24 protein-coding genes are annotated in these 26,673 nt (G+C 46.4%); 21 read left to right on the top strand and 3 right to left on the bottom strand.

The window, feature by feature from the left end; genetic code table 11:
• Positions 1–2,062: 2,062 nt before the first annotated feature.
• The 21 genes from flgB (at position 2,063) to MHN31_RS18520 (ending at position 24,244) form a co-directional block, all read left to right on the top strand.
• Positions 2,063–2,473 (top strand): flagellar basal body rod protein FlgB, encoded by a 411-nt coding sequence (flgB, locus tag MHN31_RS18620; protein WP_125563915.1) that lies wholly within the window; start codon positions 2,063–2,065, stop codon positions 2,471–2,473.
• Between the two features lie 2 nt (positions 2,474–2,475).
• Positions 2,476–2,907: a flagellar basal body rod protein FlgC gene (gene flgC / locus MHN31_RS18615; protein ID WP_054015564.1), complete on the top strand. Its 432-nt coding sequence runs from the start codon at positions 2,476–2,478 to the stop codon at positions 2,905–2,907.
• 15 nt (positions 2,908–2,922) lie between these two features.
• Positions 2,923–3,600 carry a flagellar hook assembly protein FlgD gene (locus tag MHN31_RS18610; RefSeq protein WP_058797709.1) on the top strand — a complete coding sequence of 226 codons (678 nt, stop codon included), beginning with the start codon at positions 2,923–2,925 and terminating at the stop codon, positions 3,598–3,600.
• 37 nt (positions 3,601–3,637) lie between these two features.
• Positions 3,638–4,990 (top strand): flagellar hook protein FlgE, encoded by a 1,353-nt coding sequence (gene flgE / locus MHN31_RS18605; protein WP_125563913.1) that lies wholly within the window; start codon positions 3,638–3,640, stop codon positions 4,988–4,990.
• A 116-nt stretch (positions 4,991–5,106) separates the two neighbouring features.
• A complete protein-coding gene (locus MHN31_RS18600) occupies positions 5,107–5,871 on the top strand; it encodes a flagellar basal body rod protein FlgF (protein ID WP_010385603.1) in 765 nt (254 codons plus the stop codon).
• An 18-nt stretch (positions 5,872–5,889) separates the two neighbouring features.
• On the top strand, positions 5,890–6,678 hold the full coding sequence (gene flgG, locus MHN31_RS18595; RefSeq protein ID WP_010385605.1) for a flagellar basal-body rod protein FlgG: 789 nt from the start codon (positions 5,890–5,892) through the stop codon (positions 6,676–6,678).
• Between the two features lie 15 nt (positions 6,679–6,693).
• Complete coding sequence (gene flgH / locus MHN31_RS18590) at positions 6,694–7,383, top strand: flagellar basal body L-ring protein FlgH (RefSeq protein WP_125563909.1); 690 nt, start codon at positions 6,694–6,696, stop codon at positions 7,381–7,383.
• 11 nt (positions 7,384–7,394) lie between these two features.
• The gene (locus MHN31_RS18585; RefSeq protein ID WP_239445015.1) at positions 7,395–8,489 is read left to right on the top strand and encodes a flagellar basal body P-ring protein FlgI; all 1,095 of its coding nucleotides are present in this window, start codon (positions 7,395–7,397) and stop codon (positions 8,487–8,489) included.
• Between the two features lie 102 nt (positions 8,490–8,591).
• Positions 8,592–9,557 (top strand): flagellar assembly peptidoglycan hydrolase FlgJ, encoded by a 966-nt coding sequence (flgJ, locus tag MHN31_RS18580; protein WP_138538129.1) that lies wholly within the window; start codon positions 8,592–8,594, stop codon positions 9,555–9,557.
• Between the two features lies 1 nt (position 9,558).
• Positions 9,559–11,571 carry a flagellar hook-associated protein FlgK gene (flgK, locus tag MHN31_RS18575; RefSeq protein ID WP_239445014.1) on the top strand — a complete coding sequence of 671 codons (2,013 nt, stop codon included), beginning with the start codon at positions 9,559–9,561 and terminating at the stop codon, positions 11,569–11,571.
• 2 nt (positions 11,572–11,573) lie between these two features.
• Positions 11,574–12,809: a flagellar hook-associated protein FlgL gene (flgL, locus tag MHN31_RS18570; RefSeq protein ID WP_058797716.1), complete on the top strand. Its 1,236-nt coding sequence runs from the start codon at positions 11,574–11,576 to the stop codon at positions 12,807–12,809.
• Between the two features lie 379 nt (positions 12,810–13,188).
• The gene (locus tag MHN31_RS18565; RefSeq protein ID WP_125563899.1) at positions 13,189–14,151 is read left to right on the top strand and encodes a flagellin; all 963 of its coding nucleotides are present in this window, start codon (positions 13,189–13,191) and stop codon (positions 14,149–14,151) included.
• Between the two features lie 519 nt (positions 14,152–14,670).
• Entirely contained in the window at positions 14,671–15,636 is a 966-nt protein-coding gene (locus tag MHN31_RS18560; RefSeq protein WP_125563897.1) for a flagellin, read from the top strand.
• Between the two features lie 163 nt (positions 15,637–15,799).
• Positions 15,800–16,762: a flagellin gene (locus tag MHN31_RS18555; RefSeq protein WP_239445013.1), complete on the top strand. Its 963-nt coding sequence runs from the start codon at positions 15,800–15,802 to the stop codon at positions 16,760–16,762.
• A gap of 82 nt (positions 16,763–16,844) precedes the next feature.
• A complete protein-coding gene (locus MHN31_RS18550; RefSeq protein ID WP_010385619.1) occupies positions 16,845–17,276 on the top strand; it encodes a flagellar protein FlaG in 432 nt (143 codons plus the stop codon).
• A 24-nt stretch (positions 17,277–17,300) separates the two neighbouring features.
• A complete protein-coding gene (fliD, locus tag MHN31_RS18545; protein WP_239445012.1) occupies positions 17,301–18,707 on the top strand; it encodes a flagellar filament capping protein FliD in 1,407 nt (468 codons plus the stop codon).
• 9 nt (positions 18,708–18,716) lie between these two features.
• On the top strand, positions 18,717–19,145 hold the full coding sequence (fliS, locus tag MHN31_RS18540; protein ID WP_125563893.1) for a flagellar export chaperone FliS: 429 nt from the start codon (positions 18,717–18,719) through the stop codon (positions 19,143–19,145).
• Entirely contained in the window at positions 19,120–19,431 is a 312-nt protein-coding gene (locus MHN31_RS18535; protein ID WP_239445011.1) for a hypothetical protein, read from the top strand. The genes fliS and MHN31_RS18535 overlap by 26 nt, the downstream gene beginning before the upstream one ends.
• Before the next feature lie 18 nt (positions 19,432–19,449).
• Positions 19,450–21,531 carry a 6-hydroxymethylpterin diphosphokinase MptE-like protein gene (locus MHN31_RS18530; RefSeq protein WP_239445010.1) on the top strand — a complete coding sequence of 694 codons (2,082 nt, stop codon included), beginning with the start codon at positions 19,450–19,452 and terminating at the stop codon, positions 21,529–21,531.
• A 5-nt stretch (positions 21,532–21,536) separates the two neighbouring features.
• On the top strand, positions 21,537–22,865 hold the full coding sequence (locus MHN31_RS18525) for a DUF4910 domain-containing protein (protein ID WP_239445009.1): 1,329 nt from the start codon (positions 21,537–21,539) through the stop codon (positions 22,863–22,865).
• A 2-nt stretch (positions 22,866–22,867) separates the two neighbouring features.
• Entirely contained in the window at positions 22,868–24,244 is a 1,377-nt protein-coding gene (locus MHN31_RS18520) for an NAD(P)-binding protein (protein WP_239445008.1), read from the top strand.
• Here the strand turns inward: MHN31_RS18520 and MHN31_RS18515 are convergent.
• From MHN31_RS18515 to MHN31_RS18505, 3 genes are all read right to left on the bottom strand, one after another.
• A complete protein-coding gene (locus MHN31_RS18515) occupies positions 24,241–25,230 on the bottom strand; it encodes a GNAT family N-acetyltransferase (RefSeq protein ID WP_194866806.1) in 990 nt (329 codons plus the stop codon). The two genes, MHN31_RS18520 and MHN31_RS18515, sit on opposite strands and share 4 nt — an antisense overlap.
• Positions 25,220–25,897, bottom strand: coding sequence for a class I SAM-dependent methyltransferase (locus tag MHN31_RS18510; protein ID WP_125563885.1), 678 nt, complete (start codon positions 25,895–25,897; stop codon positions 25,220–25,222). Before MHN31_RS18510 ends, MHN31_RS18515 begins: the two co-directional genes overlap by 11 nt.
• 64 nt (positions 25,898–25,961) lie before the next feature.
• Entirely contained in the window at positions 25,962–26,672 is a 711-nt protein-coding gene (locus tag MHN31_RS18505) for a nucleotidyltransferase family protein (RefSeq protein WP_125563883.1), read from the bottom strand.
• Between the last annotated feature and the right edge of the window lies 1 nt (position 26,673).

Raw genomic sequence — 26,673 nt, 5'->3', positions numbered from 1 at the left:
CAAGCTCCAAATAAAAGAAAGCCCGATTCGAAAGAGTCGGGCTTTTTTGCGTCTGGAGTAGTTTAAAGAAGCTGTAGATAGAATAGCATCGCCTATTCACCCATGAAGCTGGGTTGGATAGTAAAACTTGTACTGAACAACCTTTGGACACACTTCCTTGTGGAGGGCTCCCGGCTCGGCGTCCATGCCTCGCGTTCATTGCGCTGCGAAGCGGTGCTTCGGTCGCAATTCACCCATGAACCTCATCGACATTCGTACTTCCATGTACGTCAAACCCGTTTCAGCAATGCAGCGGGTTTTTTGCTTTGTGCGATTTAAAAAGCGCCGATGAGCTGTAGCTGTAGATAGAATAGCATCGCCTATTCATCCATGAAGCTTGGTTGGATGGTGCATGCAGTACTTAGCAACCTTTGGGGACACTTCCTTGTGGAGGGCTCCTTTTTGCGCTGTAAATAGGTCTGCGTTCTCTACAATAGCTCATTTCACCTTGCGCAAAGGCCGCGCTAAAGCACGACTTTGCAGGATAGCTGCGAAGCGGTACTTCGGTCACAATTCACCCATGTGAAAGTAGGACATTGCCAAGCTCCTAATTAGAGGTCGACGAAAGACATTCGTACCTCCTTGTACATCAGAGCCCGATTCGAAAGGGTCGGGCTTTTTTGCTATGTGCGATTTAAAAAGTTATATAACTTCCCAGTCACAAAGCCCATACCACCGTTATCCGGCACTTGATGCGGAAACTGCTCACAGGCCACGCGGAGAGTATAAATGGCAAATCACTGCCAAGCGACTAATTAAGTTATTTTCGCCCTGTGCGTCTATGTAACCACATATCCAGACGAAGCGCGCTGAAGCTTTCTTCAGGTTAAAGTAATACAGAGAAAATGGTTTAACTGCTAACAGGTCAAACAGTAAATTTGAAATGCACTACGGCCTGGCGATCATAGCAAGACACTTCGTTAAATTATTTTAAACAAGACGATCAAGCATGCATTATCGGGGAAGCGCACAAGTGTAGTATTATCGATATCCACCCGGATGAGTTTTCACACTTGTGCATGTTTCGCCTGAGGATGTTTCTGGATGTCCAATGGCAGCGAGCGGTTAAATACAGTAGTAAGTCATGCATGGCAGCATAGAAGTGGGCGTGCAATTCTCACTGTCACAGAAATGACTGGGAGGTGGCAAAGCACCACAGATCTGAGGTGTTACAAGTTCTGGTACTGTTTTTAAGTCTGCAGATAAGCTTTTGACCTGCTTTTTATTGAGTTTCAGCTTCATCGTTTTTTCCTTGCAAAGATTAATCATCGAGGTGATTGAAAAATGTACAGTTGGTTTTCGCTTTTGGCAATGCTTTTTATCATTACGCCTGACATTCATTATAAGCAAGGCCGGTGATATCGATGATTCTCCACATACTCAATACAGCTCCCAGCGCCCCTTCAGAATTGCACTCTATTGGCCTTCGCTGGGTAATAACAGCGTAAGACCGTAATATCGATTATGAAACCGCTATCATAACGACTCTTTACTCTCCTGAGGTTAAATGGCTGGGCACATTGAGGGGCAATAATACGTCGCTTTTTAAGATGAGAGGATATGGCAATTAGTATTTCTGGCTGGTTTAAAGTGTAAATAAACCTGATAACCAGTTGCTCAATGATCAAATCCAGCTCACATCACCAGCTGCGCTGGTGATCTTTAATTGCAGTATAAAGGCTAAAAAGGGGCCTGATGCATTGGCTTATAGGTTTTTGGGTATAGCGCAATGCCTGGTTTTTGGCGTTCAGGGGCTGTACTCTCTTCAATCGTAAATCATACCACTTTCCCTCACGGTGTCATATATCACAACAAGTCGAAGCCACATTTATCCTCTAGGATTTGGCTCCAAGGAAGATTAAAAGCTATTTGATTAATATAAAGAAATTAGCCAGTGCTGTGGTTTAGTCTCTTACTAGATACCTTGTAATGGTGATATCGGCAATGCGGCAATTTTCCGCCACATAAATATTGGCCTCATTCTTGCTTTTATCTCATCAAGTCAATTTTTTGGAGTCGGGTTATGGCAATTAGTTTTGATAAAGCGTTGGGGGTTCATCCTCACACTATGCTGATCCGCTCTCAGCGTGCTGAAATTTTAGCAAGTAACATAGCCAATGCAGATACCCCTGGATATAAAGCTAAGGATATCGACTTTGGCCAGGCTTTTAAAGCGGCAAAATCGGCACAGCTAAGCGGCAATAAGATGGTCAGAACCAATGAGAATCATCTTAGTGGTGGGACTCAGCTGAACAATGGTGTTGAACTATATCGCACGCCAAATCAAGCAGATACAGGCGATGGTAACTCAGTGGATATACAAGTGGAACGAAACTTGTATGTACAAAACGCATTAGAGTACCAAGCTAGTTTGAATTTTTTATCTGGTAAATTTAAAGGGCTGAAGAAAGCCCTGAGTGGTCAAGGTGGCTAATCATGAGTTTATATAATGTTTTTGATATAGCGGGTTCAGGCATGAGCGCCCAGAACGTCCGTTTGAACACGACCGCCAGTAATATTTCCAATGCAAATAGCATCAGTTCTAGTCAGGATAAGGTGTATAGAGCTAGGCACCCAGTTTTCGCCGCGGAGTTAAACAAGGCTGCGGCAGCTCACCCGAATACCATGGGGTCTTCGGTTGGAGTGAAAGTACTGGGGATCGTAGAAAGCGATAAACCACTGCAGGTTGAGTACAACCCCAACCATCCAAGTGCTGACAAAGACGGGTACATCTATAAGCCAAATGTGAATGTGGTTGAAGAGATGACAAACATGATCTCTGCATCGCGTTCGTACCAAACGAATGTTCAGGTAGCGGATGCCGCTAAGCAGATGCTTAGCAAAACCTTGCAACTTGGTCAGCGCTAAGTGGGAGTATAGCCAATGAGTAACGAAGTCAATTCAGCAACCTCGACCTATGTCGATTCATTGCGTTGGCCTGACAAGCAGGTTCCGACAGAAAAGAATGATGAGTTGAAGCAGGAGGATTTCTTTGCGTTATTGACTCAGCAGTTGTCTTATCAGGACCCGAGCAAACCGGCTGATAATGATCAGATGATTGCACAAATGACAAACTTCACCATGGCCGAGGGTATCTCTGACCTAAACACGAAGTTTGAATCATTGGCTGATTCTATGACCTCGAATTCTGCTTTGCAGGCGTCGACTTTGATCGGCAAGAAAGCGCTACTGGAATCAGACACAATTGAGCACGGCCCGGACATGCAGTCGCGGGGTTCTATTATTGTGACCGAGCCTGTAGAAAAACTGACGGTCAGTATTCTTAATGATAAAAACGAGCTGGTAAGAACCATAGATCTTAAAGATCAAAATGCTGGTGCAGTTCGCTTTGACTGGGATGGTAAAAACACTGATGGTGACATGTTACCGCCTGGAGATTACACAATAAAGGCTGAGGGCTCTGTAAACGGTAAGTTTACAGCCTTGCCTACAGCGACTTTCAGAAATATTGAAAGCGTCAATGTCAATGGTGCAAGCGGCATCGTTATCAACACTAAAGCGGGTGCCGTGCGGCTTACTGACGTCGCGGAATTAGCCTAATTAAAAAGATTTAACCTTAATCGCAAGAGGTGAGAGTATGAGTTTCAATATTGCATTAACTGGTTTAGCTGCGGCTCAGAAAGACCTGGATACCACAGCTAACAATATCGCTAACGTTAATACGACGGGCTTTAAAGAATCGCGTGCTGAATTTGCATCTGTGTATGCATCTTCCGTATTTAGCGCTGGTAAGACAAAAAATGGTGATGGTGTGCAAACCACTATGGTTGCGCAGCAGTTTCACCAAGGTTCTTTGAACTTTACGCAGAACTCGCTGGACCTGGCGATTACAGGTGAAGGTTACTTTGCAATGAGTGAAGAGCTGGGAGCTCAGGACTTCACTTACTCTCGTGCAGGGGCCTTTAAACTTAACAAAGACAACTTTATCGTTGATGCTCAGGGTAATTTTTTACAGGGTTTCCCTGTTGACCCAAGTACCGGTGACACGACCTCAATCAGTTTAAGTACATCATCAGCACTGCAAATCCCAGATGCTTCTGGTTCACCACGCGCAACCACCAGTGTGTATTCATCTTTCAACCTGGACTCACGTGCTTCAGCGCCAACGTTGGCATTTGACCCAACAGAAAGTGCAACTTACAACAGTTCTACTTCAACAACGATTTACGATAGCTTGGGTGAACCGCATATTCTTCAGCTTTATTTTGTAAAAGAAGATCCTGCAACCAACCCCAATGAATGGCAAGTGTATGCAACGCTTAATGGTACACAGTTTAATACATCGGGAGCAAGTGGCGCACCACTTGAGCCGATAACTGAGTTTCAGTTTGACCAAAATGGTTTGCCATCCACGACAGGTAACCCGCAAGTTGCGAACACAGGCACAACTTTTAACTCGTTTGCAATCCCAGCGGGTGCAGGTGCTGGTTTATCAACTTTGCTTACAAACGGCGCAACATTCCCAAGTAACGTGGAACTGAATTGGCGCGATGAAGCAAACACCTCAAACAAACTACCTACACAGTTCGCCAGCCGTTTTGAGGTTAAAGCGCTTGAACAAGACGGCGCTACAACGGGCCGATTGGCGGGGATTGATATCGGCGGTGACGGTAAAATTGTCGCATCTTACAGTAATGGTGACTCAACCTATTTGGGTCAGGTTGCCATGGTGCGTTTTTCTAACTCTCAGGGGTTGCAGCAAGTGGGCAATACCGGATGGAAAAAGAGTTTAACATCAGGTGAGCCTATTGCGGGAGAGCCTGGTTCAGGAACACTGGGTTCAATCAACTCCTCAGCATTGGAGCAGTCCAATGTTAACTTAACAAACGAGCTGGTAGACCTGATCAGTGCGCAGCGAAACTTCCAGGCAAACTCGCGGGCACTGGAAGTCAACTCAACACTTCAGCAGAATATCCTGCAGATCCGATAATCAAATCCAATCACCTCTTGAGGCCGCATTTAGCGGCCTTTTCATTTTCTTGACGATCATCTTGGCATCTATATTGCTTTATTCAGTATAGATTGAACAATTTTTAGGTCGTTCCCATGGATAAAATGCTGTATGTCGCTATGTCAGGCGCCAAACAAAACCTGGTTGGTGTCGGGCTGAAGGCAAATAACCTGGCTAACGCCAATACTACCGGGTTTAAGGCTGACTTTGCACAGGCCCGTTCAATGCAGGCATTTGGCGAAGGGCTACCGACACGCGTGTTTGCGATGCAGGAGCGCCCAGGCACTATGATGACAGGTGGTGCCATTACTGAAACCGGCCGGGATCTGGACATTGCGGTAGATGAGAAATCCTGGATAAGTGTTGTAGATGCCGCAGGCGATGAGGCTTATACGAAAGTTGGCACACTGAACATCACGGCAGATGGTGCACTGGTTACCAGTCATGGTCGTCAAATAATTGGCGAAGGTGGGCCCATTATATTGCCTTTGCCAGTAGAGAAGGTGGTGTTCAGTGATGATGGCTCAATTCAGGTGCGCCCCCAGGGGGCACCTGCCAACTTTTTAGAAGTGGTCGACCGGTTAAAGATTATTAGCGCAGACAATAGCAAACTTGAAAAAGGCAATGATGGTTTGTTCAGACCAAAAGAGGAGTTGCTCGAAGACGGCGTATGTGGGTTTTGTGAAATTTCACCTACCGCCAAAGTCATGAGTGGCTATTTAGAAATGTCCAACGTGAACCCGGTTCACGAGATGGTAGACATGGTAAACCTTCAGCGCCAGTTTGAAATGCAGATGAAACTGATGAAAACAGCTGAAGAAATTGATGAGCGACACACTTCGCTCCTGCGTATCGTTTAAGAGAGTGAGGTATAGATTATGAACCCAGCATTATGGATCAGTAAAACCGGCCTAGATGCCCAGCAAACTGATATTTCGGTGATTTCGAATAACCTGGCGAATGCCAGTACTGTGGGCTATAAGAAAAGCCGCGCAATATTTGAAGACTTACTCTATCAGAATATTAACCAACCAGGCGGTCGTTCTTCTCAGGATACCGAGCTTCCATCAGGCTTGATGCTTGGCGCGGGCGCCAAGGTGGTGGCCAACCAGAAGAACTTTTCGCAAGGTAACATGCTGAGCACTGAAAACTCATTGGACTGGATGGTTCAGGGACCGGGTTTTTTCGAAATTCAGATGCCTGACGGCACCATTGCATACACGCGAAATGGCCAGTTTACCACTGATGAAGAAGGTAGGATCGTGACCTCTGGTGCAGGCTTTCCGGTGCAACCTGAAATGAATGTTCCGGACAATGCCAATTCCATCACCATTTCTCAGGATGGTGAGGTTTCTGTCAGTATTCAGGGTGAAGCTGCCAATACGGTTATCGGCCAGCTGGTAATAAGCGATTTCATTAACCCATCTGGTCTTGAACCGATTGGTCAAAACCTCTACACCGAAACTGCTGTCAGCGGTGCGCCAGTTCAGGGGAACCCGGGTGTTGAAGGACTTGGCTCTATTGTGCAGGGGGCGCTGGAAACTTCGAACGTTAATGTTACCGAAGAGCTGGTCAATTTGATTGAAACACAACGGGTTTACGAGATGAACTCGAAAGTAATCAAGTCAGTTGATGAGATGCTTAGCTACATTAATCAGCAGCTTTAAAAGATTGGGGGTAGTATGGACAAGTTACGTACACTAGGCCTGTTTGCGGCAGGCTGTATAGCACTTAGTGGTTGTACAACAACGCAAAATAAAGATGTTAAACGGGACGATCCTTACTACGCGCCCATGTATCCGGAAGCTGAAGCTGCGCCAGTCGTGCCAACAGGTTCGTTGTTCAACGCTTACGCCAACGATCTGTACTCAGATAAAAAGGCGCTTCGAACCGGGGATATCATTACGGTGGTGTTACGAGAGTCAACTCAGGCTTCAAAAGCGGCCAATTCTAAACTGGACAAAGATAGTGAAGTGAATGTTGATCCTATTCTGGGTTTAGGCGGCGCTGCGGTCAACTGGGGAAGTAAAAGTATTCAGTTGGATGCAGGCTCAAATTCTTCATTTCAGGGGGATGCGCAGGCCAACCAGTCGAATAGTCTTATTGGTAATATCTCGGTCAATGTGATGCGGGTGTTGCCAAATGGAAACCTGGTGATAAGAGGCGAGAAATGGCTGACACTGAATACCGGTGAAGAGTTTATCCGTCTCGAGGGGTTAGTCAGACCACAGGATGTCAACGCTGATAATACAGTGGAGTCAAACCGTATTGCCAATGCACGTATTCAGTACTCAGGTAAAGGTGATACGCAGGAAGTGCAAAGTGCAGGTTGGCTGACTAAGTTCTTTATGAGCGCCATAATGCCATTTTGAGGAAGCAAACTATGAAATTATTTAATGTGCTCGTGCTAACGATGGCACTTATCGGCAGCCAGTTTGCGCAAGCAGAGCGTATCAAAGACGTGACCATGGTTGAGGGAGTTCGTTCAAACCAACTGGTTGGTTATGGTTTGGTAGTGGGCTTACCCGGTACAGGGGAGCAAACTCGCTTTACAGAGCAAAGCTTCAAGGGCATGTTAAACAGCTTTGGTATTACTATGCCTGCCAACCTAAAGCCGAAGATCAAAAATGTGGCAGCCGTAGCCGTTCACGCAGAGTTACCAGCCTTTGTGAAGCCCGGTCAAACTATTGACGTCACGGTGTCATCTATTGGTAGTGCGGGCAGTTTGCGTGGCGGGACTTTACTGCAAACGTTTCTTAAAGGTGTAGATGGTAATGTCTATGCGATTGCTCAGGGCAGTATGATCGTGGGTGGTCTGGGTGCTGAAGGGCTAGATGGCAGCCGGGTTGTGATCAACACGCCAACAGTTGGTCGTATTCCAAATGGTGGTACAGTTGAACGTGCTGTCAGGAGCCCGTTTACCCAGGGAGATCATATTACCTTCAACCTGAATCGCCCCGACTTCACAACCGCGAAGCGTCTGGCTGATACAATCAATAATCTGGTCGGCCCACAAAGCGCACAAGCAATGGATGCCGCATCCGTGCGAGTCATTGCACCTCGCGACCCTTCTCAACGCGTTGCTTACCTGTCGACTCTTGAAAACCTGGAGTTCACACCAGCGGATACCTCAGCCAAGATTATTGTTAATTCACGTACTGGTACCATAGTGATTGGCAAAGAAGTGAAACTGCAGCCTGCGGCAATAACACATGGCGGATTGACAGTGACCATTGCGGAACAAATGAATGTGTCTCAGCCGCAGCCTTTGACAGAGGGTGATACTGTGGTTACGCGTCAAAGCATTGTCGATGTTGACCAGGACGATTCGCGGGCGTTTGTATTTGACCCCGGTTCAAGCCTGGATGATTTGGTCCGTGCAATTAATGCAGTGGGTGCTGCCCCTGGCGATCTGATGGCGATACTGGAGGCATTGAAAGAAGCCGGTGCAATACATGGTCAATTAGTCGTCATTTAATGCTCCTTTTATAATCAATTAGTTAGCCCCATTTTATGGGGCTTTTTTTTGGCTCAATAATTGCATTGTAATTGGTTATGTATATTGATGTGATTTCGAGCAATGAATACTGATCCGACTCGCAACCAAAGTTTCTATGACTTAACTGATCTGAACTCGTTAAGACAGGACGCACTGAAAAGTACCGGAGACGCTAATGCCTCTGAAGAAGCGTTGCGCAAAGCGGCTCAGCAGTTCGAGTCCATTTTCACTCAGATGATGTTGTCCAGTATGCGAAAGGCCAATGAGGTTCTGGAGGATAAAGATAGTCCGTTTAATTCCAGCAGCGTCAAATTTTATCGTGACATGCATGATCAGCAAATGTCTATGCAGCTCTCCAGCGAAGGGAGCTTGGGTCTCGCAGATCTGATTGTGCAGCAATTATCGCCTAACCGGGATGGATATATGCCCAGCTCAGTATTGCGTACCGGTGCGGAGCTACAAAGCGACCGGATCGCCAATGGTGAAGCTGCACAGGTGAAAGCTGAGCAACAGCCTGAGGTGATGGAAAGTGCATCTAAAGATGTGCAATTCGATGATCCAGAGTCCTTCGTTAGCCAGCTCTGGGAGCATGCTAAGTCAGCAGCTGCCAAGATTGGTTTGAATCCAGCTGTCATGGTTGCTCAGGCTGCACTGGAAACAGGTTGGGGCAAGCACATCATTGCCCGCCAGGACGGTGAAAGCAGTTTAAACCTGTTTAACATAAAAGCCGATAAGCGTTGGCAGGGTGACAGCGCCAGTAAAATGACGCTGGAATTTGAGCAAGGTTTACCAGTGAAAAAGCAAGCGAGCTTCAGAGCGTATGATTCGCTGAAAGATAGCATCAATGATTATGTCGATTTCCTGCAGTCCAATCCTCGTTACCAAGAGGCTTTAACTAAGACAGATAATCCGGACCAATACCTGGATGCGCTGCAACAGGCAGGGTATGCAACCGATCCAGATTATGCAGAAAAAATTAAACGTGTGTTGGACAGAGGAGAATTTCAGTCCATGTTGTCAGCGTCAGTGCATCAGGGAGTAAATTAAGATGTCATTTAATCTTATGAATATTGGTACTTCAGGGGTCAGGGCCAGCTCTGAATTACTCCAGACGACCAGTAAAAACATCGCAAACCTGAATACCAAAGGTTATGTTCGCGAGCGGACTGAACACACCACTATGGTCAACAACCAGGTGGGACGTGGTGAAACCGTGCGCCTACTCAATGAGTTTGCTCAGAAGCAGCTTAATCGTGATCTTTCGAGTGAGGCTTACTACGAACAGTTTGTGACGGAAGCCACTCGGGTTGATACCTTGTTTGGTGAAGAGTCTAATAATCTGAACCAGAGCATCAACTCGTTGTTCAATAATATGCAGGAAGCGATGAATTTACCCTCCTCAACGGTTGCGCGCTCCCTGTTTTTGACGGATGCACAGAACTTAATTGATCAGATGGATCGATTATCAGGCATTGTGTTTGATCAGAGTAATATCGTAAATGAGCAATTATCGATTTATTCAGATGAAGCCAATAACCTGATCCAGAAGATCAGTGATATGAATACCCAGGTTGCGGCGCTCAATGGTAACAACAGCGATGGCAGCGGTAGCTCCTTGCTGAATCAACGAGATCAGGCCATCAGAGATTTGGCTGAACTGGTAGACATTGAGACCTTAGATGGCAGAAATGGTGAAAAACTCGTTTTTCTCGGCTCCGGGCAGTCTCTGGTGATGGAAAATGGCAGTTTTAATCTCTTCTCAATGGATGGCGACCCCGATCCGAACCACAAAACGTTGACGCTGGATGTGACTGATGGTGCCGCTGTGGCGTTAGAGGTGGATCATGTCAGTCTTAGAGGAAAGATTGGCGGCCTGATGGCATTTCGTGACGATATTTTGGTGCCAGCACAGACTCAGCTTGGTCAAATCGGACTATCACTTGCCGATGCTTTTAACCAGCAAAACCAGCTGGGTATGGACCTGGATGGTAATCTTGGCGGTAACATATTCACGCTACCAACGGTCGGCGGATATCCGTATGAAAGCAATACCAGTACCGCGCAGTTAACGGCTACGGTTGAGCCCGGTAAAGGTAAAGAAGTCCCGGCGACGGATTTCAGAGTCACTTATACCGCAGCAAACACCGTCGAAATTGCAGCGGTAGACAGTAAGGGCAATGTTCAGGGAACTCCCGTAACTGCAAACGTGATTGGCGGGGTGATAGATTCAAACTCCGTTGCGGCAGGTGTCGACATGTTTGGTTTGCAAATGAACCTGACAGGGACCGCTAATGTTGGTGACAGCTTCCTAGTTAAGCTTAACTCGGGAACTGCGGGGAATTTACAACTTGCAACTGATAGACCTGAAAGTTTAGCACTGGCTTCACCAATACGGACGGAGACTGCGGCCAGTAATGTGAGTACGGCAAACATTTCTGTAGGCTCTGTCACCAACACAGATCCTGCTACGAGTAACTTTACAGCGGCACCACCGAGCCTGACTAATGGCACAATCACACTGACCAAAACGGCAAACGCCAATGAATATCAGATCGTTGATGGCAATGGTACCAATACCTTTACTATTACACCGCCCGCTGAAAACTTACTTGCCCAGGCGGGGGGCGCGTATGCCAGCTATGGCTTCGATTTTAATATTGAAGGGACGCCGGCGACGGGTGACACATTTACCATTGAGTTTAATACCGGTGGTTTTGATGATAACCGTAATGGTCTCGAGCTTAGTAAGTTACAAAGTGCAGAGCTGGTGCGTCAGAATGTGGTGACCACCGCAACTGCAGATAATTTGAAGACGTTCAATGAAGCGTATGCCGGCCTGGTGACGGAAATAGGTGTTGTGGCCAATCAGGCCAAAACCAATGGTGCGGCCTATGAAGCGTTGGCAGCCCAATCTGAAGCCTGGTATGAGTCTATGGCGGGCGTGAATTTAGACGAAGAAGCAGCAAATTTGCTTCGTTTTCAACAATCTTACTCAGCAGCTGCACAAGTACTTACCGCAGCAAGAACTGTGTTTGATACCCTATTAAGTGCGGCGAGGTAATTATGCGTTTATCTCAAAATATGATGTATCAGAATAACCTGAACTCAATACTCGATAGCCAGCAAGATGTGAATAAAGCAATGCAGCAGGTTAATACGCAAAAACGTGTATTAACTGCATCAGATGATCCTTCTGCAATGGCACGGGCTTTGTTATACACCGATAGGATCCAAACCAATGAGCAATATACAAAAAATCTGACTATGCTCAAAGGCCGTTTGGATACGCAAGAAGGTGTTCTGGATAATATCAAAGATTCTTTGACTCGTGCTCTGACGCTAACGGTCCAGGCAGGTAACGGTTCTTTGGTGGATGTAGACAGAGCATCGTTGTCTGAAGAGCTAAGTGCTATACAAACCGCGGTGCATGACCTGATGAATGCGAAAACGGAAGATGGCCGATACATTTTTTCCGGTTATCAGGATAATACTGAAGCCTATTCGTACAACAGTACACAACAGCGTTATCAATACAACGGTGATCAGGGGCAGCATAAAATTAAGGTTGCCGAAGGGGTTGAAATTAAATCCAGTGATAACGGGTTTGATGTTTTTGAGAGCGTACCAACACGGCTCAATGTGGCCTCCAATACAGCGACTGTGTCGGGGGGGGTCGTGAGCTCGGATGTGTATGTAACCAAACAAGGACCATTTGACCAATTTCATAAAGCCAATTATAACCCGGACCCAACAGCGCCAGCTGGCTCGAATACATTTAGTCTGGTACTTACAGCGGGAACACCTAATACCTATTCCTTACAGCAAGGTGCAACGGTATTGGCAACGGGTAGCTATGAAGAAAATCACATCGAGGTTGAAGGCATGGAGTTCAGCTTTACGGGGAATGCGCCCGCGCAGATTGACTTTGATCTTGAAGCGCCGGAGCGAGATAACGTACTCAATATGTTGGATGACCTGGTTACGGCATTGAATGACACGACACTCAGTGAAAAAGATTATCGTCAGGTACTGGCTGATTCGATGATTGGTATAGATAACGCAAAAAACCGCGTTTCACAGACTCAATCTGGTCTGGGGGGCAGGCTCAACACCGCAACGCGTATCACCGATGCGAATGCTGACCTGGATATTAACAATAAGATTGCAAAAGCAGAACTGGTTGAGCTGGATATGGCCGAAGCCATTACCGATCTGACCAAACATGAAACCGCACTTCAGGCATCGCAGGCCACCTTTGGCCGGTTGTCTAATCTATCTCTACTCGACTACATCAGGTAATCCGTCCTGGAAGCGGCTTTTAGGGGTTATCCCTGCCGCTTCCATTTTTCCTCTCTTTTACTCAATTTAGATTCTAACCTACTCACTTTTATAAACTTTGTTGCAGTGCATCAGATTTATCTGTGAAGTTTAGGGTGGCAATTTATTTCCCACTTTATGCCACTTTATAAATTAAAAATCTTTAATAAACAAACGGATGAGATTTTTTTCGAAAAATTTCTAAAGTATTTTTGCCGCTGCCCGATAACTTAAGTAACCAAGCCGGAGAGTGAAAACAAACCTCGAAGGCTATGAGAGAAAGTTTTAGAAGTTTGAGAGTGGGCACTTACAGAGTAAGCACTCAAAGAGTAAGCACTCAGATTATAGTGGGAGAATCACCATGGCACTTTATGTAAATACTAACGTAAGTTCATTGAATGCTCAAAGACAATTAAACAATTCAGGCAACTCGCTGGATGTTTCCTTCAAGCGTTTATCATCGGGCTTTCGTATCAACAGCGCTGCTGACGATGCAGCAGGTCTACAAATATCTGACCGTTTGACCTCACAAATCAACGGTTTAAACCAAGGTAACCGAAACGCAAACGACGGTATCTCGCTAGCGCAAACCGCTGAAGGTGCGATGGACGAAGTTACCTCAATGTTCCAGCGTATTCGTACCCTGGCACAACAAGCATCAAACGGTTCAAATACAGACGAAGACCGTTTGGCAATCCAGGAAGAAATCCGTTCACTGTCTTCTGAGGTGAACCGGGTAGCAGCAGATACAACTTTCGGTGGCCAAAACCTACTAGATGGTTCTTACTCTGCAAACTTCCAGGTTGGTGCTGACGCAGTACAAACCATTGGTTTCAGTATGCAAAATGTTGCCGGTACAACTAACGATATGCAGGCAAACGGTGGCTTCACACTATCTGGTATCGCAGGTATTGCAAGTGGCGTAACCGGTGTTGCACTGAGTGCGACAACAGAAACCATCAGTACAAACATTGGTACTGAAGCAGACGCGAAGGTTTTCTCTAACGTATTCACTGAAACAGGTATTTCGGTATCTTCTCAGGCAAATGCGCAGGCAGTATTAGCTGGTATGGACAACCTGATTGCGGTTGTTGATAAGAAACGTGCAGAGCTAGGTGCGGTACAAAACCGCTTTCAGTCTACAATTCGTAACCAGTCTAACATTTCTGAAAACCTGTCAGCTGCGAAATCACGTATCAAAGATACTGACTTTGCTCAGGAAACTGCAAGCTTGACTAAAATGCAGATTCTGCAACAGGCGAGCCAGACAATCCTGAGTCAGGCTAACCAGCGTCCTCAGGCTGCACTAAGTCTACTGGGATAAGATAGGTAGGAAAACAGGTGCCCGGACTTGATGGGGTATTAGCCAGGGCACCCAATTGGATGATAAAGCGGAGGAGCTTAAATCCAATTACAGTTCATCAAAACAATGAACACGTTAATATTAGCACTTTCCGTGCCAATATTATGAAAAAATATTGACACCCACTCTCAAACTTCAAAAAAGAGGCTGCCAGGCCTCTTTTTCTTTATACTTATTATTTAGATACATGGGTTGGCTTGGTGATAACCCCCCCTGAAAAGCTCTTCCTTATAGGCATCAAGCGGATGTCAGCTCTATAAACAGTATAGTTCAGTTCACCATATTGCGATTCCAAGACACGATATTCACCTTGTCAAAATTTATTGGCACACACCTTGCTTTATTCATTCCAGAAGAAATTAAGTTTGTACAAGCGGCATTGGATTGCCCCTTCACTGAGCTCCGGCCAGTGATAACAATTGCCTCCTTGTACACCAATGAACAGCTCAATGCTGAGCATTTGTATAGAGAGAGTGAATCATGGCTTTATTTGTAAATACCAATGTCAGTTCCATTAATGCGCAACGACAACTACAAAATTCCGGTGTTGAGCTGGATACGTCCTTCAAACGCCTATCTTCAGGTCTGCGGATCAACAGTGCGGCAGACGATGCAGCAGGTCTGCAAATCTCAGACCGACTACAATCGCAGATCCTGGGTCTTAACCAGGGTAACCGAAATGCTAACGATGGTATTTCACTTGCCCAGACAGCGGAAGGGGCAATGGATGAAATTACCTCTATGTTCCAGCGGATCCGGACCTTGTCACAACAAGCAGCGAACGGCTCGAACACGGATGAAGATCGCCTGGCAATTCAGGAAGAAATTCGTCAGCTGGCGGCAGAAGTAAACCGGGTTGCCAGTGATACCACGTTTGGTGGTCAAAACTTACTAGACGGCTCTTACTCAGCTAATTTCCAGGTTGGTGCTGATGCGGTGCAAACCATTGGCTTTAGTATGCAGTATGTGGGAGCCACCACTAACTCTATGGCTGATAATGGTGGTTTTACCCTGTCGGGTGTGGCGGGTGTTGCCAGTGGAGTGTCGGGCGCTGCGCTGAGTGCGACGACAGCAACCATCAGTACAAATATCGGTACTGAAGCGGATGCCAAAGTGTTTTCAAACGTCTACACTGCTTCAGGTATTTCTGTTTCGTCACAGGCTAATGCCCAGGCTGTTATGGCAGGCATGGATGCGCTGATTGCGGTTGTGGATAAAAAGCGGGCTGAACTGGGTGCGGTACAAAACCGATTCCAGTCTACAATCCGAAACCAGGCCAATATTTCAGAGAACCTGGCTGCTGCAAAATCCCGGATCAAAGATGCGGACTTTGCGATGGAAACAGCTAAACTAACTAAAAACCAGATCCTACAGCAGGCCAGCCAGACTATACTAGGTCAGGCGAACCAGCGTCCACAGGCGGCTCTGAGCCTGTTACAGGGTTAATAACACAAAAAAAATAAAATAATTTGCAAATAAGGCTAAAGCTTTCGCTTTATCAGTCGATAGCGGATTTAGAGAACTATAAATCTAGGACTCTAAATCATCGCTGCTGGCAGGGTAGGGGTATCCCGTCTCAGCGAGTTATATTGATAAAGCGGAGGCTATTATGGCTTTATATGTAAATACCAATGTGAGTTCATTGAACGCACAGCGGCAATTAAATAAATCCTCAGGAGCGTTAGATACATCTTTCCAACGCCTATCATCGGGTTTGCGCATTAACAGTGCAAAGGACGATGCTGCAGGTATGCAAATCACCAACCGTCTGAACGGTCAAATCAATGGTCTGAATCAAGGTATCCGAAACGCGAACGATGGTATCTCACTGGCGCAAACCGCAGAAGGTGCGCTGGACGAAACCACTCAGATGTTCCAACGGATCAGAACACTTGCGCAACAGGCATCTAACGGTTCAAACACCGATGAAGACAGACTGGCACTGCAAGAAGAAATTCGCTCTCTTTCACAGGAAGTAAACCGCGTTGCAGCTGACACCACCTTTGGTGGTCAGAACCTGCTTGACGGTACATACGACGCGAACTTCCAGGTAGGTGCCGACGCGGTACAAACCATCGGCTTCAGTATGCAAAACGTTGCCGCTACAACCAACGATCTGCAAACCAACGGCGGGTTTACCCTGTCTGGTATTGCGGGAATTGCCAGCGGCGTAACCGGAGTGGCGCTGAGTACCACCACAGAAACCATCAGTACGACGGTAGGCGCAGCGGCAGATGCTAAAGTGTTCTCCGATGTGTTCACTGAGACGGGTATTTCAGTGTCTTCGCAGGCCAATGCACAGGCTGTACTGGCTGGTATGGACAATCTGATTGCGGTTGTGGATAAAAAACGTGCAGAACTGGGTGCGGTTCAAAACCGATTCCAGTCAACCATTCGTAACCAGTCGAATGTTGCCGAAAACCTGACCGCTGCACGTTCTCGTATTCAGGACACCGACTTTGCTGCAGAAACGGCGAGTTTGACCAAGATGCAGATCCTGCAACAGGCAAGTAGTTCAATCCTGAGTCAGGCTAACCAGCGTCCTCAGGTCGCCCTGTCGCTCTTAGGCTAATAATAGTGTAACGTCAAGTTTGCATGAGAAATCGCGAAACTTGGCGTATACTTACAGTTAGACTAGAGATTGGAGGTGTATTGTGAAAGAGATTCAGGCAACATTAGGGCTTGGTTCGAATAATGCGGTGCTCACTCCTGGTCAAATTAAGCCTGAGGAAAGTGCAGAGACGCTCCGGGCTGTGGAGAAGTTAACCAAGTTGGTTGATAACCCCTCAGTGCGGGCTCAGGACAAGCAAAAGGAAGAAGCTGACCCTGATGCACAGGACAAATTATTCGCCCAGGTGAAATCTGATCTGGCAAAGCTGAATGACTTTATACCGGTCACGGCAACTAATTTGTCGTTTGAGTTTGATGATAAAGGCAATCCGCCTTTCATCAGAGTCATCGACAAAGGCAATGATGAAGTGATCCGGGAAATTCCCTCAGAGGAATTTCGCGAAGTTGCTAAGGCTTTGGAGGAATTTGCCGATAAAGTATCAGGAAAAGGTTTGCTGTTTGACAGGACAGCATAAATGAAAGTGAATTGGAGGTAGCAAATGCCACTTATAACGTCTGCAGGCGTCGGCTCAGGTCTGGACTTGGAGAGTATTATTAAAGCATCGGTTGATGCCGAGAATATTCCCAAGATGCAGGCCTTCGTCAAGAAAGAAGAGTCTTTGAAAGTAGAGCTCTCTGCCTTGGGCGAGGTTAAGTCTGCTATCTCCAAACTCAATGACACAGTTAAAAAGCTAGCTGACCCTGAAAACTTCGGTAAAAGGGTCGCTAATATCACACAGCCAACATCTGGTGACATCATCAGTGTGACGCCGACGTCAGAAATTTCAGTTGGTAACTTTGATATTGCCGTCAAACAATTGGCACAGGGGAGCCGTGCCGTTTCGGCAGATGGTGCTTACACGTCAATTGACGATGTTGTGAGTGCCACCGGAGGTACGTTAACGTTTGGCGCCGGGGCCGATAATAATTTCACGCTGGATGTGACAGCGGGTATGACGCTGGGTGAATTACGAGATGCGATAAACGCGTCTGAAACAAACTTTGGCGTGACAGCCAACATAGTAAACACCGGTACTGCAGCAGGGTCAAAGTTGATATTGACATCCAATGTCAGTGGTACAGGCAATGACCTTACCGTGACGAATGACAATGCAGAGCTGGATAAAGTATCGATTGGTACCACTGGCGGGATGACCATTGCCACAGACGATGCTGCGCGTAACTCAATCATCACGGTTGATGGTTTGGAAATTCAAAGTGATACCAACACCTTTAAAGACGCGGTTCAGGACATGACTATCAAGGCGTTGGCGAAAAGTGAAGGGAATGATACCGATGGCTATGACACAGCAAGTTTGAATGTTGACTACGACAGAGACTCAGTGAATACGCTGATTGATGAGTTTATCTCGAACTATAACAACCTGATTGGTAACATCGGTTTTCAGACTCGGATTGGTAAACCGCTAAACGGCGATTCATCGATGCGGACACTCAGTGATCAATTGATTACCACCTTATCCACCAACCTAACGAATGCGGGTCCATTTGAGACCATTTTCGATATTGGTTTAGGGGTAGACAATGATGGTTACCTTGAAAAATCGTCTTTAGTACGTAGTCTTAATGATGCAATGGATAGTAACTTCGATGATATTGGCACAGCGTTTGCAGGAGATAATGGTGTCGCCAAGCAGCTAGAGTCGTTGCTTGACAATTATGCAAGTTCGAGCGGTTTGATTAAAGATCGAGAAGATGGTCTGAATGGCCAACTCAGCGATTTAGAAGACGATGTGGAGAATCATGAGTTTCGCATGGCGTCTTTAGAAGAGAGATTACGAAAGCAGTATGCTGGGCTGGATGTGTTGATTGCCCAGATGCAGCAAACGCAATCTTATTTGGGCGCTCAGCTCGCGAATTTGCCAGGGTTCACCAAGTCTAAGTAAGGAGCCATTATGTACAACGCAAGAGTTAAAAATTATCAGAAAGAAGCACTGAAAACACGTGTGGCCGGTGCTGATCGTTACGAAATTATTCAAATGCTAATGGCTGGCGCAGTGGAGAAAATGGTACTTGCTAAAGTATCAATTGAAAAGCGTCACCTGGAAGCAAAAGCGGAGCATATTTCAAAAGCCTCTGCGATTTTAGAAGCACTTCGTGGCTGCCTGGATTTTGAAGTAGGCGGAGAAGTGACCGAGAATTTATATGCTTTGTATTCTTACATGATAGACCGGCTACTGGATGCCAGCCTTCAGAATGATCCGGCGATCATTGACGAAGTGTCAAATCTGTTAAAGGAAATTAAATCAGCCTGGGATGCTATCCCTGTCGACGTTCGTCAGCAGACATTGAATGACAATGGCGCTGATGCTAATGTCGGTTAACTTTGCGGATATAGAAGCATCTTTAGAAGCGGTAGATGCGGCTTGCCAGGCCGGCGAGCTTGAGGAGGCGCAGCGCCTTTTTAAACAGTTTGACGAACAACTCCGCTCAACATTAACAAACGATATGCTAGCTGAATCAGAAACAATTCAGCAGGCAGCGTTGACGCTTTTTAACCATATCCAGACACTCACCGCCACACTACAGCAAAATAAAACGACAGTCGCAAAAGAGCTGTCGCAGTTTGTTGGTAACCAAAAAAAGATCAAAGCGTATAAAAGTACTTAATACGACATTGGCTGATGTATGAACAAAGACCCCATATCACAACAACTAGAGTCCCTCAGTGAAAAACTCTCAGAAACAACAGCGCACCAGGCTCGCGAGGCGAAATTCGCAGAAGAGGCCAATGTGCGTTTTAGCAAAAACCTGCAGAGTTTTGAGAAATACTATCCAGACATTGCAAAGGCAATTAATAACCACAGTGTTCGCGACGAGTTTTGCCTCCATGTGACCACATCCGGACATGGCAACTTTGTCCCGAAGACCAGTAGTGCCCCCATCTATTCTCAGTCGCCGATAGAACAAACCACAGAGCAAGTGGAGAGGCAGCTTCGTAAGCCCGTTTTGAGTTTGACCGATTACACGGGATATGGTCAAAATCAGGAAGATGAGCGCTTACACGTTCGCTACATGACGGAACTGACTAAACTGATGATTGACATTCGTGAGCGAGCAGAACCCCCGCTCAGTAAAATGCCTGATCATTTTCCAAGTGCTATTATCTTCGGCATTGGCCTAGGCTATCATGTCCCGCTCTTGCTAGAGCGAACTCAGTTCGATTACATTTTTCTGATCGAACCTGATTTTGAACAGTTTTTTGCTAGCCTGTTTTGCACTGACTGGTTTCAAGTTATCGCTGATATAGATGAGCAGGGCGGGTGTTTATTCTTCCATTTAGGGGTGGATCATAGTCTATTTATTCAGGACATAGAAAAGATAGCTGAAGATGTGGGAGCGTTTGCCCTGGTGCGAAGTTTTTGTTATCAACACACGCCCGGGAATGAACTTAATACGCTGATTAAGCAATGGGTTAAAGATTATTTTCGATTCCAGTTCGGGCATGGTTTTTATAATGACGCCGTGACAGGACTGGCGCATGGCATCCATCATATTCGTAATAAGGCGGCCTGGTTAACAAAGGCAGCGCAAGGTCTGGATAAAGACACTCCAATATTCATTATCGGGAATGGGCCATCACTAGACGAAGCCGAAGCCTTTATTAAGCGTAATCACAAAAAAGCCATTATCATTGCTGCTGGGACCTCTATCGCGACTTTGCATAAAAAAGGGATCCCGGTTGATTTTCATGTACTGGTTGAACGGCCTTACTCCAACTATAAGATTTTTGGAGAAATAGTCCCTCCGGAAGTATACGAAAATACCAATCTTATTGGTCTTAGTACGCTGTACCCTGACACAAATCATAGATATAAATGGTCGGGCATTGCTGCAAAAGGGGCTGAAGCAGGGACTTCTCTATTGGATATCCTAGCATTACAGCACCTATCACAGACCTTACCGAAAATTCCATATTGTAACCCAGTCGTTGCCAACGCGGCGTTATCGTTTGTGCTATATCTTGGGTTTCGTAATGTGTATCTATTTGGTGTCGATAATGGCAAGGCGCCAGGTGGTGCACATCACAGTAAAGACAGTATATATCGGGCGCGAAATGAAGATACTGAGGATGAGGGACATTGTCACCTCGAGATTGAGGGACACACTTTACCTGCCAACTTCGGTGGCCATGTACTGTCAAATGATCTGTTCATGATTGCCCATGCTCAGTTAGAAAAATTGCTTAGATATTATGACGTGACGACATGCCTTAATGTCGGCAGTGGCGCGAAAATTGACAAAGCAATGGCAGTGCATGCAGAAGATCTACTCGATATTGAAGGTGACTATGATACTGAGAGGCTGGTGGAGCAAATAAAAGCTGAGTGTTTTAGCACTTTCCCACTCGATGATGTCAGTGAAGAGGCGATTGCTCTGGAGGGGCTTAAAGAGCTAACTGAGCATATTTGCAGTATTGCCAGTGAGCCTGTGACCAGTCGTCGCGAAGCAGCCGATCAGCTTAGACGTCAAGCTCGCTATTTAAACGCTTACAAACAGTCGAAATGGGGCCACTTGTTTCATGTGATCAAAGGGTCGTTATTATACTACCATTGCCCACTGATAACTTTGTTGTATACCTATGAAGATGAAGCTTTCAGCCTCGAACAGTATCAACGGTTAAATCAGTTATGGATGAGTTATATCAAAGAAATCTATACACATTTTTGTGAACATTACACTGAGAAGTGTGATCTGGGACTGGAGTAGCCGTAGTGTCGTATCAAGAAACAGAAGCGTTTTATAATGACCTTTATGATGAGCTGTTTCCTATCCTCAGGTCGATCACGGGTCCCGGGCTGAGGCAAAGTTACGATATTTTTGGCAGATACCTGCCGTTGGAACGCTTGTCTATTCCTTCAGGCACGGCCTTATTTGACTGGCAGGTTCCTCAGGAGTGGCATTGTGATGAAGCGTATCTGTTAGGACCGGATGGTGAGCGTGTAGCGGATATGCACAGGCTCAACCTGGAGGTGGTTAATTACTCAGAGCCTGTGGATGTCACACTGTCTCTGGAGGAACTGCAATCTCACTTATATAGTTTGCCCGAGCTGCCAGAAGCGGTGCCGTATGTGACCAGTTATTATAAAAAGCGCTGGGGCTTTTGCCTCAGTCAGTCACGTCGCGAGCAGTTGAAGCCTGGTCAGTACCGAGCGGTGATCAAGAGCCGTTTTGTTGATGGGCACTTAGATCTCGCGCAAACGGTACTTGGAGGGCAATCTGAGCAAGAAGTGTTGCTTAGCTCTTACCTGTGTCACCCCTCAATGGCGAATAATGAACTGAGTGGGCCACTGGTGCTATTAGGCTTGTATCATAGAATAAAACAGTGGCCTAATCGTCGCTATACTTATCGCTTTATGCTGCACCCGGAAACCATTGGGAGCCTGGGTGTGCTGCATCTAATGCAGGAGCATTTTCGTCAGCATTTGGTGTCTGGGCTTGTACTGAACTGCTTAGGGGGCAACCCAAAGGAGCTGGTGTTTAAACATAGCCGTAATGACAATGGGCTGCTGGATAAACTGCTGTATCACTTGAGTGAGCAAGGCCATGGCCACAGCAACATCCCTTTTAGTCCGCTCAGTGGTTCTGATGAGCGTCAGTATAATGCGCCCGGATTTCAGTTTCCGGTGTGTTGTGTTAGCCGAAGCTTTCATACAGGTTATAAGGAATATCACACATCGCTAGATAACAAAGATTATATGGGGATAAAACCACTACTGGATAGCATTGATAAACTTGAAAAGATTTTCCTGGCGTTTGAGCAAAGTGCACGCTTTGAAAATACCCACCCCTATGGCGAGCCTAACCTAGGCAGTCGGGGGTTGTATCCGACGTTGAGCTTTTTTAGTGAAGAGCGAACTCGTCAGCTGGATGAACTGAATCACATTAAGATGTTGCTGTGTTACAGCGATGGGCAACATGACACCATAGACATCGCAGGTAAGTACAATCAATCTGTCACGGAATTTGCAGGTGCAATCAGTAAGCTGGAGGCGCATGGGTTGTTAAAAATGTTGCCACCCCAGAGTCAGTTGGAGGCGTAGTTATGGCGAGTAATCAGGCCGTTGTAGTTGGCGGCGGTATTTGTGGCATGGTTGCGGCTGTGCTTTTAAAACAACGTTTTGAACAGGTGGTACTGATTGAACAGGCCGACACTGTGGGCGGTTTATTTTGCTCTGTTAAAGATAGCTCTGGCGCTGCTTATGATATGGGCTCACACATTCCCAACGCAACAGGTGTTGCGGAGCTGGATGACATTTTGTTTGCTGATGCAAACACTGACAGCTGGCATAAAATTGCCAGGTTGTGCTCAGGGAACTACTTTGAAGGTAGCTGGGACTTAAACAGTCCATTTCCGGATGCATCTAAACTCCCACAAGATATCTACCAGAAAGGTTGTGGAGAGCTTATCAATCATACCGACTTGCCAGAGTCAGGCTTGATTTATGAGTATTGTGCCAATTCACTGGGTATTGTTTTTACAGAAAGCATTGTTGTGCCGATATTACGCAAACTGTATGGGCAGGATGCACCTCTGAAGAGCCTTACCATGGCTGCGGGGTTATTTGGTTTTACCCGAATTTTGGCGTTGCCAGCTGATGTGGCCGCAACCCTTAAGCAGTTACCGGCTTTTGATGCTAAGCTGGGATATCAACGGGAATCTGATTTTCAGCAGCGCAAAGAACAGGATAACCTGAGTGAGGTAACTTACTATTACCCTACGACTGGGGAGGGGATTGGTTACTGGGTCACGCAGTTGCAAAAGCGTGTAGAGCAGGCCGGTGTTGAAATCATCACATCAGAGCGTGTTGCAAAGATAGTTCACCAGAGCAATAAGGTGACGAGTCTGACTTTGGCGAATAGTGAGCGTACTTTAGCATGCGATTTTCTATTCTGGAGTGCGCCTCCTTTTATCGCGCTGGGCGCGATGGGTCTGACACCTGCCAGAGGCCAGGTGACTTTGCGTACCGCGCTTATTTTCCATCTCAACTTTGACCTGCCTTTGTTGGACAACAAGTCGCATTATTTGTGGGTTTGGGATGCGAATAGCGCCATTTTTCGGCTGACTTTGTATCCTAATCTAACCGGGCAAAATCAACATCATCATTTATCCGCAGAAATACTATGCAGTCCTGACGAGGTGGAGTCCTTTTCAGAATCTGAGATCATCGAACAGCTTAAATCGATGGGCATTGTCGATCCGCAAGCGCAATGTGTCAGCGGGCAGACTCAGGTGATTAATAACACTTTTCCCGTACCAACCACAGAGTTCCAGGCTGTCAATCAACAGAACTACGAGACCCTGACAGGGTGCGTTGATAATGTTGTTGTATCGGGTCGTTTTAGTGGTAAATGCTGGCGTCAGGCTGAGGTGCTGGTTGAGGCTTACGAGTCAATTATCCGGGCAACCGACGCAAATTAAACGTCGGTTTTGTCCAGTCGGATGTGAAAATACGGTTCGACATTGCCGCCAAAGCTCAACTTAAACCAGCCCCGCTGGGGACTGTTAATACCTTCTAAGTCTAGCTTTGACACGCCTTTTTGGGCGAGCAGTGGAAAAGCTTGCCACAACACGGCTGTGCCCGTGTGACTGTCCCTCAGTTCCGGGTGATTTGCTCCATAAAAATAATAGGCTGTATCCCCGTGGAGTAAGTAGGTCGCAAAGCTACCTATTTCCTGGTTACTGGTGCGCGCCTCATACATACAGAGCAGGCCCTGTTGTGCCAGACTTTTGATTCTCACCGCGAGCTCATCCAATCGAACTGGGCTAATTTCAATGCCCTGACGAGCCATGGTGAGTCCGTAATAATGAGCAAATAAAGTAAAGTCCTGAGACTCACTGAGCGTAACCTGCTTCTTGAAACCGTAACGGATCTCCTGTCGTCTTGATACCGAGCTATTGCTATAGTTGTCGGAGTGCTCAAGTGCTGATAAAGGCGCGGTAAACTCGTCTAACTCAAGCACGGACGTATAGCGGGGCGTTACGGCATATTTAGGGCCATCGTTGTGGTAGTTAACCCATAAAAAAGCGCGAATGTCCTGGATGGCTGGGTGTAGCTTCAGGGTCACCTGAGCATAGCGGTCGGCAAGGTACTCAGCAATATACTCTTGTGCGGCAAATAATTCCGAATGACGCTGAGCGCGATTCAGGTGAGCGATATTGCGATGCATAATCCCGTCATGGATCACATCATGATGACCGATGGCACGTTGTTCATGCTCATCTACGATAAGCAGCACCGCGGCAATTTTCTCTTTGCCCTTACAACAGTAATAAGCGTGATACTTAACGTCCAGCAAAGCGAGAAACTGGCTGTGAACAAACGGGGTGCCATGGGGGGAAGTTGCAATGAAGCTGTCCCAATTTTGGTCCAGCTCACATGGTTCGAGACTAAACTTATTCTTCATGAGCGGGCTTTTTTAGTACCATACTCCATGCCGCATGGACGCCATCGCTGCCATACTCACTAGATTGAGAGTGGCTGAGGGAGACTATCTCAAATTTTGATACGAGCTGGTGGATAAGCTCAGCATCGAAAAAGTTGACATTGCCGACCCCTGCAAACGGCCCCCAGGTGTAACCTGTTTTGGTGTACTGGTCGATTGATTCCGGTGCTTTTGCATAGTCTGAGTGCTCAGTACTAAACCAGTCTGTGATTAACAACACGCCACCAGGTTTGAGGGTGTCGTATGCCTGGTCCAGATAGCGCTGAATGCTACTGACAGGGTTGTGCACGGATGCCCCTCGATCGACAATTAAATCGAATTGTGCCTCAAAGGGCCAAGGTTGCGTAAAGTCTCCGGCATATAAGTTGTTGGCGATGTCTGTGAAGCGGTTTTTCAGTTCATTGATGATGAAGTCACTGCCATCAATGCCATATACGGTTGGACAATAAGACAGAAAAAACGGAAAGTTTGCACCTGCGCCACATCCAACTTCCAGGATCGTGAATGTTTCATCGCCATCTCTCAGGCGTGTGTTACGCAAAGCACCACTGACAATCTCACTCCATGGCCATACGGACATATGTTGATTGTTGCGATACAGTTGGTCCCAGTTTTGACAAAATGACATATATAAATCCTTCGAAATAACTATGCTGTTTTTAAGCAAGGTTTGAGCCAGTGTAGTTATTTAATTAGCGTAATCGGCTTACTAAGCTCTGTGCCTGAATGTAACTTTCAGGGGTGCCAATATCAATGTAATGGTCGTCAACAAGCCAGCCTTGCAGCTTGCCGATCATATTCGGCACAATATCCACACTCAACTCATAATGATGATTGGGTGTTAAGTGAGTAAAGTACTTGTCGTATACTTTTGGACTAAAAATAAAAAGGGCACCACTGGCGAGGTTTCCTGGTGGATTTGCGACTTTCTCATGAAACTCCCGAACAACCTGATGTTGATCCAGTTTCACAATCCCACAGCTTTGTGGCGTTTGAGTTTCAAAGAGCAACAGCGTTGCATCTGTGTGTGCCTGACGTTGTTGGTGTGCCTGGAGCATAGCCTGAAGCGAGCTGAGGCAGTAATTATCCGCATGAATAACTAAACACGTTTCATCACGCCAGAACGCGCTATTACGCCTCAAGGTACCGGCTGTACCAAGCAAATCAGGTTCATAACTCAGTGTAATACGCGCTTTATGAGGGTGGGTTGCGACAAAAGCTTCAACCTGCTCACTAAAATAATGGGTATTGATGAGGATGTCGCTTACCCCCAGATGAACCAGTTTATCTATCCAAAGGCCCAGCAATGGCTGTTCATTAATGGGAACCAGACATTTTGGTGTTGAGTCGGTGAGCGGTTTTAGGCGCGTACCTAATCCTGCTGCGAGTAAGATGGCTTTCATT

Origin of the sequence: Pseudoalteromonas sp. McH1-42 (genome assembly GCF_022347845.1) — a bacterium.
Lineage (GTDB): Bacteria > Pseudomonadota > Gammaproteobacteria > Enterobacterales > Alteromonadaceae > Pseudoalteromonas > Pseudoalteromonas rubra_D.
This window is presented reverse-complemented; position numbering and strand designations above follow the sequence as displayed.

Excerpts from the sequence above, each read along its gene's own strand:
- fliS (WP_125563893.1), top strand. The coding sequence starts at position 18,717 with ATGTACAACGCAAGAGTTAAAAATTATCAGAAAGAAGCACTGAAAACA.
- MHN31_RS18535 (WP_239445011.1), top strand. The coding sequence starts at position 19,120 with ATGGCGCTGATGCTAATGTCGGTTAACTTTGCGGATATAGAAGCATCT.
- flgK (WP_239445014.1), top strand. The coding sequence starts at position 9,559 with ATGTCATTTAATCTTATGAATATTGGTACTTCAGGGGTCAGGGCCAGC.
- MHN31_RS18565 (WP_125563899.1), top strand. The coding sequence starts at position 13,189 with ATGGCACTTTATGTAAATACTAACGTAAGTTCATTGAATGCTCAAAGA.
- MHN31_RS18560 (WP_125563897.1), top strand. The coding sequence starts at position 14,671 with ATGGCTTTATTTGTAAATACCAATGTCAGTTCCATTAATGCGCAACGA.
- flgH (WP_125563909.1), top strand. The coding sequence starts at position 6,694 with ATGGACAAGTTACGTACACTAGGCCTGTTTGCGGCAGGCTGTATAGCA.
- MHN31_RS18610 (WP_058797709.1), top strand. The coding sequence starts at position 2,923 with ATGAGTAACGAAGTCAATTCAGCAACCTCGACCTATGTCGATTCATTG.
- flgG (WP_010385605.1), top strand. The coding sequence starts at position 5,890 with ATGAACCCAGCATTATGGATCAGTAAAACCGGCCTAGATGCCCAGCAA.
- MHN31_RS18530 (WP_239445010.1), top strand. The coding sequence starts at position 19,450 with ATGAACAAAGACCCCATATCACAACAACTAGAGTCCCTCAGTGAAAAA.
- MHN31_RS18515 (WP_194866806.1), bottom strand. The coding sequence starts at position 25,230 with ATGAAGAATAAGTTTAGTCTCGAACCATGTGAGCTGGACCAAAATTGG.
- flgC (WP_054015564.1), top strand. The coding sequence starts at position 2,476 with ATGAGTTTATATAATGTTTTTGATATAGCGGGTTCAGGCATGAGCGCC.
- MHN31_RS18505 (WP_125563883.1), bottom strand. The coding sequence starts at position 26,672 with ATGAAAGCCATCTTACTCGCAGCAGGATTAGGTACGCGCCTAAAACCG.
- MHN31_RS18600 (WP_010385603.1), top strand. The coding sequence starts at position 5,107 with ATGGATAAAATGCTGTATGTCGCTATGTCAGGCGCCAAACAAAACCTG.
- flgJ (WP_138538129.1), top strand. The coding sequence starts at position 8,592 with ATGAATACTGATCCGACTCGCAACCAAAGTTTCTATGACTTAACTGAT.
- MHN31_RS18510 (WP_125563885.1), bottom strand. The coding sequence starts at position 25,897 with ATGTCATTTTGTCAAAACTGGGACCAACTGTATCGCAACAATCAACAT.
- fliD (WP_239445012.1), top strand. The coding sequence starts at position 17,301 with ATGCCACTTATAACGTCTGCAGGCGTCGGCTCAGGTCTGGACTTGGAG.
- MHN31_RS18555 (WP_239445013.1), top strand. The coding sequence starts at position 15,800 with ATGGCTTTATATGTAAATACCAATGTGAGTTCATTGAACGCACAGCGG.
- MHN31_RS18520 (WP_239445008.1), top strand. The coding sequence starts at position 22,868 with ATGGCGAGTAATCAGGCCGTTGTAGTTGGCGGCGGTATTTGTGGCATG.
- flgE (WP_125563913.1), top strand. The coding sequence starts at position 3,638 with ATGAGTTTCAATATTGCATTAACTGGTTTAGCTGCGGCTCAGAAAGAC.
- flgB (WP_125563915.1), top strand. The coding sequence starts at position 2,063 with ATGGCAATTAGTTTTGATAAAGCGTTGGGGGTTCATCCTCACACTATG.
- flgL (WP_058797716.1), top strand. The coding sequence starts at position 11,574 with ATGCGTTTATCTCAAAATATGATGTATCAGAATAACCTGAACTCAATA.
- MHN31_RS18585 (WP_239445015.1), top strand. The coding sequence starts at position 7,395 with ATGAAATTATTTAATGTGCTCGTGCTAACGATGGCACTTATCGGCAGC.